The organism is uncultured Ruegeria sp., from assembly GCF_947489545.1.
Lineage (GTDB): Bacteria > Pseudomonadota > Alphaproteobacteria > Rhodobacterales > Rhodobacteraceae > Ruegeria.
The window spans coordinates 216,459-230,454 of sequence record NZ_CANLDZ010000001.1 but is presented as its reverse complement, the minus strand read 5'-3'; the positions used below and the strand labels follow the sequence as shown (position 1 = coordinate 230,454).

At 53.3% G+C, this 13,996-nt stretch carries 10 protein-coding genes; 9 read left to right on the top strand and 1 reads right to left on the bottom strand.

Annotation, left to right across the window (positions count from 1 at the left end; translation table 11 throughout):
- Positions 1-520 precede the first annotated feature (520 nt).
- The 6 genes from Q1B13_RS01095 to Q1B13_RS01070 all read left to right on the top strand — a co-directional run bounded on the left by Q1B13_RS01095 (position 521) and on the right by Q1B13_RS01070 (position 9,476).
- On the top strand, positions 521-1,411 hold the full coding sequence (locus Q1B13_RS01095) for an FHA domain-containing protein (protein ID WP_299077168.1): 891 nt from the start codon (positions 521-523) through the stop codon (positions 1,409-1,411).
- Between the two features lie 452 nt (positions 1,412-1,863).
- Entirely contained in the window at positions 1,864-2,763 is a 900-nt protein-coding gene (locus Q1B13_RS01090) for a type IV pili methyl-accepting chemotaxis transducer N-terminal domain-containing protein (RefSeq protein WP_299077165.1), read from the top strand.
- Between the two features lie 285 nt (positions 2,764-3,048).
- Positions 3,049-4,665, top strand: a complete 1,617-nt coding sequence (locus Q1B13_RS01085) for a phosphate ABC transporter substrate-binding/OmpA family protein (protein WP_299077162.1) — start codon at positions 3,049-3,051, stop codon at positions 4,663-4,665.
- Between the two features lie 78 nt (positions 4,666-4,743).
- A complete protein-coding gene (locus Q1B13_RS01080; RefSeq protein WP_298933733.1) occupies positions 4,744-6,393 on the top strand; it encodes a phosphate ABC transporter substrate-binding/OmpA family protein in 1,650 nt (549 codons plus the stop codon).
- Between the two features lie 98 nt (positions 6,394-6,491).
- Positions 6,492-8,354, top strand: a complete 1,863-nt coding sequence (locus Q1B13_RS01075; RefSeq protein ID WP_299077160.1) for a serine/threonine-protein kinase — start codon at positions 6,492-6,494, stop codon at positions 8,352-8,354.
- Between the two features lie 300 nt (positions 8,355-8,654).
- Entirely contained in the window at positions 8,655-9,476 is an 822-nt protein-coding gene (locus tag Q1B13_RS01070; protein ID WP_299077157.1) for a protein phosphatase 2C domain-containing protein, read from the top strand.
- A gap of 60 nt (positions 9,477-9,536) precedes the next feature.
- On the opposite strand, the gene Q1B13_RS01065 is transcribed toward Q1B13_RS01070, so the two are convergent.
- Positions 9,537-10,661: an ROK family transcriptional regulator gene (locus Q1B13_RS01065; protein WP_299077905.1), complete on the bottom strand. Its 1,125-nt coding sequence runs from the start codon at positions 10,659-10,661 to the stop codon at positions 9,537-9,539.
- A 257-nt stretch (positions 10,662-10,918) separates the two neighbouring features.
- Between Q1B13_RS01065 and Q1B13_RS01060 the strand changes: the two genes are divergently transcribed.
- From Q1B13_RS01060 to Q1B13_RS01050, 3 genes are all read left to right on the top strand, one after another.
- The gene (locus Q1B13_RS01060; protein ID WP_299077155.1) at positions 10,919-11,938 is read left to right on the top strand and encodes a sugar ABC transporter substrate-binding protein; all 1,020 of its coding nucleotides are present in this window, start codon (positions 10,919-10,921) and stop codon (positions 11,936-11,938) included.
- A 111-nt stretch (positions 11,939-12,049) separates the two neighbouring features.
- Positions 12,050-13,123 (top strand): ABC transporter permease, encoded by a 1,074-nt coding sequence (locus tag Q1B13_RS01055; RefSeq protein ID WP_298933723.1) that lies wholly within the window; start codon positions 12,050-12,052, stop codon positions 13,121-13,123.
- Positions 13,123-13,899 carry an ATP-binding cassette domain-containing protein gene (locus Q1B13_RS01050; protein ID WP_299077152.1) on the top strand — a complete coding sequence of 259 codons (777 nt, stop codon included), beginning with the start codon at positions 13,123-13,125 and terminating at the stop codon, positions 13,897-13,899. The genes Q1B13_RS01055 and Q1B13_RS01050 overlap by 1 nt, the downstream gene beginning before the upstream one ends.
- The last annotated feature ends 97 nt before the right edge of the window (positions 13,900-13,996 follow it).

Here is a 13,996-nt window from a genome sequence, read left to right as displayed (position 1 = left end):
GGCGTAGGTACTCGTGGATTAGCCTATTTCGCCGTGTATAGTTAGGAGTGGTGGTCCGTCCCCGATGACCTAATGGTAGAAACTTGCGCCGTGTGCTTCGGCAATCTCTGCAACCGCTGAACTCGCAACTATTGCGGCGATGACAGTGGAGCCCGTTGGAAACCTATCCCAAGTCATGGTGATCCTCTTTTGGGTCTTATCTGGCATAATTGAATTTATTAGCCCAGTTAAGTTTTTGCATAAACTCATTTGGTAGCGGTTTGTGTTTTCACGCGGATTTCCAACTAATAAAACAATATCCCCGATTTTTGATCGCTGGCGAGAAAATGGGTTTTGAACCAAGTCATTTCCTTATCGGCGTCTCCTCGAGAACAAAATTTGGACGCAATGAGAAATTTTAACAATTTGGCCGGCTTTTTGTTTTGGGAACATAGATGTTCCTGTGGTTCAAAGCTGGAATGGGGGCTCCGCATGATGGAGCACATTCCCATCATGTTGTTAAGGTAAAAGGTGTCGATTGATGTTTAAATACAAAAGCCCACTGAGCCGAATTCTCGATGGAACCGGTACGCCCGCTGAAGCAGGCGAAGATGCAACCGGTCAGAAAAAAACGGTTGAAGTTTTCAAAGATACCGACGTTTTGCGTCGGACGCTGTCCGGGGAAGGCCTGGAACAACAGCCTCATGATGACGTCTCGGCTCCGGTGGCGGACGACGATGCGCGAGAAGATGAGGCTGGCACGGTATCTGAACAGGCTAACGATGAAGCGTACGCCACACCGGCTATCGAACTTGTAGAGGCTTCCGACGACAGCCTTAAGCAAGAAGAAGTCGCATTCTCTTCTGAGCCCACAACCAACCCTGAACCACCGGTGTTATCCGAGGTTATGCCCGAGCCTGCCGCTGTACCCGAGGCTGCGCCAGCTGTTGCGGAGGCATCGGAATCTCTGGCTGCAAATCGGCGCAAACGGGTTAAAACCACGTTCATTGGATTTGGACAGACAGAAAACCGCGTTCAGGACTTGATGGACAGCGCTCCGGTTGCCAAATCGGAGGCGGCTCGTGCTAGTTTCCCGGTCGGGTGGCTTGTCATTTCCGATGGGCCTGGCCGCGGGACAAGCATTGCTTTGTCGGGCGGTCTCATGCAAATCGGCCGCAATGACGATCAATCCATTCAACTGGATTTCGGCGACAATGGCATTTCGCGTAGCAGCCACGCGGTGATTGCCTATGACCCCGAGGATCGCAAATGCTATTTGGGTCACGGTGGTAAGGCGAATCTTGTGCGATTGAACGATAGTCCAGTGTTGAGCACGGTGGCGCTTGCTAGCGGTGACAGCATTCGGATCAGCAAGACAACGATGCGATTTGCTGCATTCTGTGATGAGACATTTGACTGGCAGGACGAGTAATCGACGCATCCATTTCGAACTCTGGTGTGGACTGTTTGCCAACCTAAGGTAACGTATGTTGCACCAGAGTATTTCGTTGGCATATTCCGCTGGGCTAGGCGATTTCCAAGACTTCTCCTGGACGACGACAACCCGTCTTTGCAGCGTAATTTCAGAGTAGCGGAGTGTCGAGGCGGCGACCCGAATGAGGGATGCCGCACCGGTTAATTTCAGATCCGTGTCAATTTCACTTTCGTTGTAAGTGGGCGTGAAGAAAACGCCCAGATTGCGCCGTCCAGAAGGCTGGGCGGTGCAACTAGATATTATAAAACAAAGCGTTACGACCAAACCACTGGGCGCACGCCAGTCCTAAAATCACCACATTTTCTTCTTGGGCGGACCACATTGGCGTACGAAATGTCGCAATAGGTAAAAGCGGTGGGTTAACGATTAAAAGGGTAAGGTTGACTGCTATGACACTAAACAGACGCGCGTTCATGAACAGCGCTGCACTAGCTGCGATTGCGACGTTACTGCCGGTTGGCGGGAACGCATTGGCAATGGCCGTTGGTCAGGTTGCGCACAGAATTTTGGCCGCTGACAAGCTGAGTTTTCTGACCGAGAAGGTTGCAAAGGCCGTTGTGCTTCTGAGCCTGGGTGCTGAGGTCGAAAAGGACCTTAAAGAACTGCAGTATGCGCACGATGAATTCGACAACATTCTGCTGGGCTTCAAAGAAGGTAAAGGTACGTCGGGCGTTGACCGTGAACGCTTTGTATCGGTGAACAACGCCTTGAAAGAAGTGGAAGCACTTTGGGCGCCCTACCGTAAAGCTATCGAGGAAATCATCGAGGCCGGCTCGGTCGATGATGAACACCTTCACCTTATCGTCGACAATGATGAGGTTCTGGAAAAAGCCTGCCATGAGGTCGTTCGCAAGCTGGAAGAGGCTTACGGCGACGTAGATATTGATCTTGCGTTGGCCTTGGCATTGGATTTTGCTGGCCGTCAGCGGATGTACACGCAGAAAATCTGCAAAGAGATTGCTCTTGCCGCGACAGGTAAGGAAACTGCCGAGCACCACAAAAAGTTCAAAAAGAACGCCAAGAAATTCGGCAAGATCATCGATGTGTTGATCGAAGGCAGCAGCAGCTCGATCACGATGGCAAAACCGCCTAGCAATGCCGCGCTTGAGGCTCTGACCGAAGTTCAGGTGCATTGGGCGAAATTGCAGCCGGTTGTAGAACAGCTTGACAGCCAGGAAGTGCCGAATATCGATGATGTTGTGCATTTCTGCGAAGAAATGGATGTTCTGGAACTCGAATCAGAAAAAGCCGCTTTGCTGTACGAAGAGGCGATCAAACTGGATTCCTAATTTCCGGCCTGATTTCGACTGTTTCAAGTCTCAGTCGAATACGTAACCGGTTTTCACTTGAGAGAGAAAACATCTTTCAACAGCCATAAATTACCCCTGAAAAACAAAGTGCAGGCTTCGTAATCTTTGGTGGTTAGAAACAGGTGAAGACCAACTTTGTGGTTTAGTCGCTTCATACATCGGAAAAGCAACGAAATCGAAACGATGCCACAATCCCGACCTTTTTGTTGCACAAATTTAGTGCATCAAAAATACATCAAATGAGTGCTGACTCGAGGAGTTAAGATGTTGAGTTCCAAGTTTTCACGGCTCTGTATGGCCGCATCAATCGTCTCAGGTTGCATCGCAACCGGGGCCTTCGCACAAGAGGTGCGACTGGTTGGTAAAGACAGCAATATTGACGTCATCGGCAATCTGCTTTCATCGAAAGATGGTAAGTTCCTAGTCGAGACGGACATCGGCGAATTTGTCATCAACCAAGATCTGGTGACATGTGAAGGCGAAGCCTGCCCAACCGAGCAGACCTACGTCTATGATATGGAGATTTCGGCCCCGGACGAAATCGCTGAGGTTTTGGTGCCAATTCTGGCTGAAGGCTACGCCGCGGCAGCCCTGGAAGCCGAAGCTCAGTTGTATGACGAAAATGGCGAGCCGGTTGATACCGAAACAGTGGATGTTGGCGACCATAAATATGGTGAAGAACACGACTTTGCATTGGTTCTGACGGATCTCGAAGGTGATGACGTCGCCACCTTTGGAATTCACACAGCGAATGGTGCGCGGCTATATGAACGGCTGGCAAAGAATGACGCAGCAATCATTTTTACGGAAACAGCTGCACGAAAAGCGGATCGTTCGATCGTGTCCGAAGGGCAGGGTGGTAACTTGCGTGCCTTTGATCAGGAGCGGGTTATCGCTGTGGACGGTTTTGCAATGATTGTGAACCCGTTGAACCAGATCCCCAGCCTGACTGCTAAGCAAGCGCGTGACATCATGGCCGGTGACATCACCAACTGGTCAGAAGTGGGCGGTTCAGATGCACCAATTCACGTGTATTCCTTCGACCCGCAAACTGAGGCATATCATCATATCGAAAAGCTTCTGTTCAAAAAATCCGACAAGACGCTGACGAACGAATCCAGCATCGTGCATGACAGAACCGAGCTTACGACGGCAATCATGGAAGACGTCGCCGGCTTTGGCATCGTAAACTACGCGGCCAAGCGTTCGGCTCGGGCTGTACCGTTGCGGACAACCTGTGGCATCATTCAGGATCCTACTAACTTCAACCTCAAGACCGAAGAGTACTATCTGCAGGAACGCGTTGTGGCTTACAACCGCTCGGATGTTGAAGGGTATGCACGAGAGCTTGTTGATTTCCTGGACGACAGCAGCCTTGACGGTTTGGTCGCCAAAGCTGGCTACATCGACCTGTCGATCGCAGCAGACAACCAGGAACGTGCTGCAGAACGACTGGCTGCAGAGCTTGAAGAAGGTGAGAACGAGTACGAGGCCGAATTGGTCGAGAGCCTTCTCAAGAACATGAACACGCATTCGCGTCTGTCCACGACGTTCCGTTTTGCACCGGGTTCCAAACGCTTTGATAACAAGGCCGAGCGAGATCTGATGCGTATGGTGCGCTACCTGAAAGAGAACAAGCCAAGCGAAGTTTTGGTCGTGGGTTTCACCGACAACAAAGGCCCGTTCGACTCGAACCTGCTGATCTCTCAGGAACGCGCAGAAGCCGCCCTGGAACACATCATCGAAGTTGCGACAGATGGTGAGCTCGATGGGATTGAGATGAAAGCGGCTGGCTTTGGTGAGCTTGAGTCGGTGGCGTGTAACGACAGCCCGCGTGGCCGTGCAATCAACCGCCGTGTCGAAGTTTGGATCGCGGAGTAAATGACGAATGGAAGCCACGGCGCGTATTGCCGTGGCTTCCTAATATCAAGTTCAATGTTTCCAAGGTGTAGTTCGAGTATGAAGACCTGGTTAAAATACACTGCAGTGATTGCTTTTGCCGGATTTGCGTCTGCGGGTCTTGCACAGGAGGTCACCCTGACGGCCAAGAAGGGCACCAGATCGGTTTCTGGTAAGCTTGTCGCCGCGCAGCCCGGAAAGTTCATTATTCGGTCCAATATCGGTGTTCTGTCTTTAGATGCGGATGCGTTTGACTGTCAGGGCGCTGCATGCCCTAAAGCTCTGCCAACAAACACGGATCTGGTCGTTGCCGGGGCGGCAGGCCTTGCTGACATCCTGCTGCCGCTGGTTGTTGAAGGGTTTGCCGCTGAACAAGAACTTCTGTCTGATGTGTTTGATCTGCAAGGTTCGCCGCTTGGTGAACAGTATGAATTCAGCACACTAGGTGACCGTAACTCTACTGCTGACGAAAAGACCGCCTTTGACATCCTGATCACGGATGAAGATGCAAACCCTGTTCATAATGTGCTGGTCAAGGAAGCCTCTGGCCAGGGGCTGTTTGACACCCTGATTTCGCGCTCAGGCGATTTGATTATCAGCGAAGAGCCCGTTACGCCCGAGAATTTCGCGCAGGCCAGAAAAAACGGCCTTGGGGAGCTGACCGCTTTTGAACAAGAGCATGTTCTGGCCGTGGATGGCTATACCGCCACTGTACATCCGAAAAACACCCTTGGAACTCTGACAATCGAACAGATTTCACAGGTCATGTCCGGTGAAGTTGGCAATTGGCAAGACCTGGGTGGCCCTGATCACAAGATCAACGTCTATACTTTGCCAAAGGCATCAGAGGCCTTTCATCGGATCGATGCTCTGATCCTGTCGCCGCAGGGGCGTCAGGCCCGCTCAGACACAAAAACGGTTAAATCTGTGCGTGAGCTGTCACGCGCTATTGAATCCGATCCATACGGTTTCGGCGTCATGCGGTTTTCCAGCATCCGCGACGCCCGTCCCGTCCCATTGCGCAGCGAATGCGGCATCGTTCATCTGCCGAACCAATTCGCCATGAAGACCGAGGAATATGGCCTGCAAAACCGGGTCACTGCGTATAACCGCCGTGATCTGAACGGTCTTAGCGCATCGTTTGTGAGCTTTCTCGACAGCCCCAAAATCGATGGGCTGGTATCGAAATCGGGGATCACAAGCCTGTCCGTTATCGAACAGGACGAGGTAGAGAAATACCATCAGCTGCAGGCGGACATCGAAACGATGTCGGCTTCGGCCAACGCGACAGAAGTCCGTTCTTTCGTCGCGGACAGGCTTACGACAACACGCCTGTCCACAACGTTCCGCTTTGCGCCCGGGTCCGCCAATTTGGACAACAAGGCCAAACGGGATATCGCCCGGATTGCCGATTACATTGCCGACGTCAAGCCAGACAGAATTGTGCTGGCCGGTTTCGCTGATGCAGGCGGCAGTTTTGGCAAGAACCGCAGCTTGTCGCTGGCACGTGCGAAAAAAGTGCTGAGCGAACTGAAAGACAACGTTGACCAAAACGGGGCAGAAGGCACCGTGATCGAAATCAGGGGCTATGGCGAAATGGCTCCTGTTGCCTGCAACACAAACGCGGCAGGTCGTGCGAAAAACCGACGCGTTGAGGTTTGGAGCGAAGTACAAAGACCCAATGCGGATGGGTTCGCATGGGAAGGTTAGGAATTAAAAGTCAGTGCCTTAACACACTCAGGTAGCGGCGCTGACAAAACAACGGCCAGTCACAGATTGACCTGGTCAAAGTAAGGTAACGATTATTCATGGTACAACCAGTTCACACTAGCCAGCAGTTCCAGGATGAACTTGCGCCGGGAACTCAACTGTTATCCGGTCAGTATACGATCATCCGTTTTCTAAACAGCGGCGGGTTCGGCATCACATATCTTGCCAAGGACAGCCTAGAACGAACTGTTGTGATCAAGGAGTGCTTCCCCGAGGCAATTTGTCGGAGAAGCGAGACGGCGGTCCGCCCTCGCTCGCAATCGCATGTCTCATCCTATGAGGCACTTGTAAGGTCTTTTGAAAAAGAAGCCCGCAACCAGTCCAAGCTTGTTCATCCGAACATCGCAGGTGTTCATCAGGTCTTCCGGGACAACGAAACAGCTTACATGGCGATCGACTTTATCGAAGGCCAAGATTTGTTGGACACGATAGAAGAACGCGAGAACATCCCACCGGACGAAGTTGAAAGAATGCTGCGCCAGACGCTCGAAGCGGTGGGTTTCATTCACAGCAACGGAATGCTTCACCGGGATATTTCTCCGGACAACATTCTGATCAACCAGAAAGGTGAACCTGTCGTTATCGATTTCGGCGCTGCTCGGGAAAGCGAAGCCAAATCTGACCGGGCCATGTCGATGCTGCGTGTCGTCAAAGAAGGTTACTCCCCGCAGGAGTTTTATCTTCAGGGGGGGGAGCAGGATCAATCCAGCGACCTGTATGCGCTGGCCGCCACTTTCTATCACGTCATCAAAGGGAATGCGCCGGATGACAGTCAGGCACGGTTGGCCAGCTTGGCTCAGAACGGAGCCGACACCTACAAGCCGCTGGAAGGCGCAATAGAAGGGTATCGCCCGTCTTTCCTAAGATCAATTGATCGGGCGCTGAGCATTCCACCCGCAGACAGGTTCCAGTCCGTTCAGGAATGGTTGGATGCGCTGAACGAAAAAATGCCGGTCGAAATGAAGGCTGTACCCGCGGATGTCAAAGAGGTCAGCGATACGGTTGAAGTGAACATGGGCCCCGAGCGCAGTGGCGGGTCCAAACCTGTTGCTCTCATCGCGCTCGTTGTTGCTGCGGTGATCGGCGGGGTTGGATTTTTTGTCATGCAAGGCGGCGCTCCAGCTCCGACTGAAACGAATGTGACCAATATTGCAACTTCAGAAGTGGAGCCTGTGGTCGAGGAAAGCGTTGTGGCGGCCGCGGCATCGGCTGAGGAACTCGCATCTGTCGCAGACGCCGCAGTTGTCGTTCAACCCGTGGCAGACGAAGCTGATATAGCGGAGGCCGCGGTTACACCAGCTGCTCTGGCAACGAGTTGGATTGGGTGGTCGGGGCAGGCAGTTGACCTGCCGTTCACAACCGTTACCACGGCGCAGCCACAAGGCAGCTTTTCGATGGTCACCTTGGTCCGGTCAGACCTTGATCAAAACGCAACGGACTGGTTGAAATCCGGCACCATCATCTATTCGGTCAACGGCCATCTGGTCGTGGATGATGCATCAATCATTCGTGCGATCCAGTCAAAATCCGATGTCTCTGGCACGGGTGAGAAGCTGGTCGAAATGAGGGTCAAAACCGAGAGAGACGGCCCCATTGTCGAACAGAGTTTGATTGTCGGCACCGGCAAGGCCACCGAACTGACAAATGGTGTGCAATTCATGACGGTTAGCATCGGCGACGACAAGTGGATCACAAAAGTGTCCCGGTCCCCATCCGCAATTTCATCTTTACGCGTTGGCGATGTTGTCGTCTCGGAAGCCGCTTCCAAAGTTACTTTTGAAGGTCAAAACGCTCTTGAAGAAACATTTGAAGCCTTGGGGAATACTGGAGTGGAAACGGCGCTGTTGACGATCGCGCGGAACGGCGAATTGAAGGCCGTCGAGCTTCCACTTGCGCCTTAGTGACTGAATTCAAATAGGAAACTACAGTCAGGCCAACGGTGGATAGGAGGTCGAATGACTTCAAAACGTGTTGATGAAGATCGCGAGAGACCTTTGGGTGCTGAGAGATATTCGAAACTAAGTAACGCGAAAGATCACGAACCCGACCCGTCAAATAGCCCTATCCTGTCGCGCAACGCGCGAGCGTATTCGGGGATTTTTAGAAGGGGCGTGATCCAAACCAGAAAGCCTCTAGGCAACTTCGTCGCAGGTAGCCAAATGAACTTGAAGAACTTATTAGATCCGTACTCAGAAAAGCTAATGGTACAATTTGAAAAAGTGAAACGGCCAAAAACCCGGGGTCAATCCGCCACCCAGCTTGATATTGCAACCGTCATCGACCCAGGAAAACGCGAGTATCAAGAGGACGCGATCCTGATGGATTGCCCCGTGGGTTCTGACATCGGTATCGTGGTTGTGTCTGACGGTATGGGTGGTCACGCGGCAGGGGATATCGCATCCAAGATTGTATCCACTGAAGTGTTCAACTACTGGAAGTTCTCCGGTTTGAATTGCCTATCCTCGGACGCGGAAGTGCGAGAATGCCTTATGAAAGCAGCCGAAGTAGCAAATGGCTGTTTACGCGAGGTTGCTAGTCGTTATTCCGAAACCAGGGGCATGGGTGCGACCCTTTTGGTCCTGGTGCTGATCGAATCTCGGGCCTTCTGGCTGTCCATTGGAGATTCGCCGTTATATCGCCTGCGTGACGGAGAGTTGTGTCAGATGAATGAGGATCATTCGATGGCACCTCAGATCGACATGATGGTCAAATTGGGCATCCTGGACCAACAAAGCGCTTATGAACACCCCGACCGAAACACGCTGACGTCGGTGATCATGGGAGGCAACATTCCCAAAACAGATTGCCCGGAACACGCTTCCCATCTTGAGCCCGGCGATATCCTGATAGCAGCCAGTGATGGCCTGCAATTCTTGAGCGAAGAACGCATCCAATCCATCGTGGCTGGGAATAGGTTATATCAGAGCGAAGCAATAGCGGGCAGATTGGCTAAAGCGCTAAAGGATCTGGATTCGCCTGACCAGGACAACTTCGCCTTTTCCGTGATCAAGTTTGGCGGATGATTTTCTGCCGTCCAGTGACGTCCATTCCGATGCTTGGATTCAGGTGAAATGACATTGAAATCAGGCCTCTACCAGATATTTCTCTGAAAGAGGTAAGCTCGCTGCCCCAAGCGAGCGCGCGTCTGGGCCAACAGATCCGGCGTGAATTTCCGGTCGCTCAAGACCCGTCAGATTGATGCGGGACAACTGCGCTTCGATCCCTTCAATCAGGCGGGTTTTGATGTCCGGTGGCATCCAGCCGTCTATTTTCACGCAATTAAAATCAATAACACTGCAAGATGAGGCGATGGCATATGCCAGCCCGAGTGACGCTTGTTTCAACCAGTTGTTCAGATGGAGGTCTGGTACGTCCCATCGGCTTGTCGATTCCCACATCAAATTGGCTGCATCACCGCTGCCTGCAATCGAACGTTCAAGAACGTAGAGGCTGGCAACGTCGATCAAAGGTTGCACCTGACCTGTTTCCGTTGGCACTGGCAGGGGCCCCAACGCTCCTGCATTTCCTCTCCCTGAAAAGATCGATCTGTTTAGAACCACCCCTCCGCCAATGAAGTAGCCGACATAGAAATACAGGAAATCTCGGGGGCCTTCGGCGGGACCAAAAACCAGTTCTGCCCCGCAGGCAGCTGTTGCGTCATTTTGCAGGAAAACCGGGAAGTCATAGGTCGCAGCCAAAGCCGCTTTGATATCTGTGGTGCGCCATGGGTCCATTTTTTCTTGTGGTACCCGCAGCGTTTGGGCCCAATCCCAAAGAAAATAAGGCATTGCGATCCCCAGGCCTGAAACTCTGCCCCGCTCGACCGGGGGGAGATCGGACAGCATTTTGTCAAGCGCTTCGCGTGCGAAATCCAGCGTAGCAACAGGCGTGGGATAGTCATATGTCCGTCTTTCGCGCTGGCGGACATTACCCAGAAAGTCTGTCAAAACCAGTTCAGTGCTGCGGCGTCCAATTTTCAAACCCAGAAACAACGCACCTTCAGGGTTCAGTCGCATTGGAACCGAGGGTTGCCCGACTTTGCCGCGGATCGGTTCACCCCGGAGCAATAGCCCGTCTTGTTCCAGCTGGCGCATGATGACGGAAACCGTTTGCGCCGAAAGCCCCGTCATGCGCGCAATTTCGGATTTGGCCAATGCCTGGTGCCGTCTGACAAGGGACAAAACAAGCCGTTCATTGCGCGCGCGCATACCGCTTTGGTTGGTGCCGCGCACGTCTGAAACCCGATCTGACGGGGTGTCGTCTTGCTTCAAGTCCACAGGCAACGCGCTCCCTCCCTTGCTCAACAATGTGAGGATCGCCCCAACCTGTCAATAATAATTAAGAGTGATTTAATTATTGACAAAAATACCGAATCTCAAGATGATTTTTCCTGTGGGGTCGGGTCGTTATCCACCCGATCACCCATATGCCCTTGCGGGCATGGGAGAAACTGGGAGGATTACTAATGAAACTTGCAAATCTTGCGGGTGCTACGGCGCTGGCGGTAACTGCCATGGCGGGTAGCGCGATGGCAGCAGGCGAAACCGTTTGCCTGATCACCAAAACTGACACCAACCCCTTCTTCGTCAAAATGAAAGAAGGTGCCACAGCCAAGGCTGAGGAATTGGGAATGACGCTCAAGGCATTCGCAGGCAAGGTCGATGGCGACCACGAAACTCAGGTGCAGGCGATCGAAACCTGCATACTGGATGGCGCCAAGGGCATTCTGCTGACAGCGTCGGACACCTCGTCAATTGTTCCGGCTGTGCAACAGGCCCGCGACGCAGGCCTGCTTGTGATTGCACTGGATACACCGCTGGAGCCGATTGACTCGGCCGATGCGACATTTGCCACCGACAACTTCCTGGCCGGGCTGCTGATCGGTCAATGGGCGAAAGCGTCCCTCGGGGATGCCGCTAATGATGCTAAAATCGCCACGCTGGACCTTGCGGTCAGCCAACCCACCGTGGATGTGCTGCGCAACCAAGGCTTTCTGGAAGGGTTCGGAGTTGATCTAGCAGACCCGAATGTCATCGGGGATGAAGATGATCCACGCCTTGTCGGCAGTGACGTGACCGCAGGCAATGAAGAAGGCGGTCGCCGCGCGATGGAGAACCTTCTGGCCAAGGACCCGACGATCAACGTTGTTCACACGATCAACGAACCTGCAGCCGCGGGTGCGTATGAAGCGCTGAAAGCCATTGGGCGCGAGAACGATGTGCTGATCGTATCCGTCGACGGGGGCTGCCCAGGTGTGCAAAACGTGGCAGACGGTGTAATCGGGGCAACTTCACAGCAGTACCCGCTTTTGATGGCGTCTCTGGGTGTTGAAGCGGTCAAGAAATGGGCGGACGAGGGCGTTAAGCCTGAAAACACGCCGGGAAAAGACTTTTATGATACTGGCGTTGCGCTTGTGACCGATCAAGCCGCTGAGGGCGTTGAGTCCATTTCAGTGAAAGAAGGCATGGACCTCTGCTGGGGCTAAAGTAACCTGCGGGAGGCTGCAAATGTGGCCTCCTGACGCCAAACCACCCTCTCACCCAAAAACTTGCTAAAGTGGTCCGTAAACGGGCACTTGACGCTTGGGGGATTCTTAATGTCCGAGACTTCACGACAATCCGATGACTTCGAGGCCGCAGCAGCTGGCAGCCCGGAGCAAGTCGCCGAGTTTGATGACCATCACCGTGGTTTTGTCGGGACGGTTCAGCACTTTTTGCATGTTAACCCGTCCCTGGTTCCGTTGATCGTTCTTGTCGCCGCTATTGTTGTGTTTGGGCTTTTGCTCGGCGCAAAATTCTTCTCACCTTTCGCGCTGACCCTGATCCTGCAACAGGTTCAGATCGTTGGCATCGTGGCCGCAGCCCAAAGTCTTGTGATCCTGACGGCGGGCATCGACCTGAGCGTTGGTGCGATCATGGTGATGTCTTCCGTCGTCATGGGGCAATTCACATTCCGCTACGGATTGCCGCCCTCTGTTGCGATCCTGTGCGGGCTTGCCGTTGGTACCGCGTTCGGGGCGGTGAACGGATTTCTCATCAGCCGGATCAAGCTGCCACCCTTCATCGTCACGCTTGGCATGTGGCAAATCGTGTTGGCCGCAAACTTTCTGTATTCGCAAAACGAAACGATCCGGTCCCAGGACATCGAGGCCAACGCACCCATATTGCAGCTGTTCGGAACCAAGTTTAACGTGGGTGGGGCGGTGTTCACTGTTGGCGTGTTGTTCATGCTGCTGCTCATCCTTGGGCTCTCCTATGCGCTGCGCCATACGGCCTGGGGACGGCATGTTTATGCGGTCGGCGATGACCCGGAAGCGGCTGAGTTGTCGGGGGTCAACGTCCATCGGACGCTGATGTCAGTTTACATGTTGTCGGGGCTGATTTGCGCTTTTGCGGGTTGGGCACTGATTGGGCGTATCGGGTCGGTATCCCCGACGTCAGGGCAGTTGGCCAATATCGAAAGCATTACGGCGGTTGTGATTGGTGGCATCTCGCTGTTTGGCGGTCGCGGGTCGATCCTCGGATCGCTGTTCGGAGCGCTGATTGTCGGGGTGTTTACGCTCGGCTTGCGCCTGCTCGGGGCTGATGCGCAATGGACCTTCTTGCTGATTGGCATTCTCATCATTGCAGCGGTCGCCGTTGACCAGTGGATCAGAAAGGTAGCAGCCTGATGGAACCCATTCTCAAAGGACGGAACCTGGTCAAGCGCTATGGAAAGGTAACCGCGCTGGATCAATGCGACTTCGACCTGATGCCAGGAGAGATCCTGGCGGTGATCGGGGATAATGGTGCCGGTAAGTCGACGCTGATCAAGGCCGTTTCGGGCGCGGTGGCGCCTGACGAAGGTGAGGTCTGGCTTGAGGGCCAGAAGGTGAATTTTCATTCTCCGATTGATGCACGGGGAGCAGGGATCGAAACTGTGTATCAGACACTTGCCATGTCTCCGGCGCTTTCTATTGCCGACAACATGTTTATGGGCAGGGAAATTCGTCGAAAAGGCCCGTTGGGTTCGGTTTTCAGAATGCTTGACCGGCCTGCGATGGAAAAATTCGCCCGGGACAAATTAACCGAACTGGGTTTGATGACGATCCAAAATATCAATCAGGCCGTCGAGACCCTTTCAGGTGGTCAGCGTCAGGGTGTTGCGGTCGCACGCGCTGCTGCCTTCGGGTCTAAGGTGATCATTCTGGACGAACCAACTGCGGCTTTGGGCGTGAAAGAAAGCCGTCGGGTGTTAGAGCTGATAATCGATGTGAAGTCGCGCGGTATTCCGATCATCCTGATCAGCCACAACATGCCGCATGTCTTTGAGGTTGCCGACCGTATCCACGTGCACAGGTTGGGCAAACGGCTTTGTGTCATCGATCCCAAGGACTACACCATGTCTGATGCCGTGGCCTTTATGACAGGCGCGAAAGAACCACCGAGCGCGCCTCGGGCGGCGTGAGGGCGTGAAGGGGCTTTCCCAAAGCACTTAGGGCCAGCTAAGCAGCAGTACCTGGGTGGTCGATCCTCCCTGACCGAAATAGAAAATGCCCGCATGA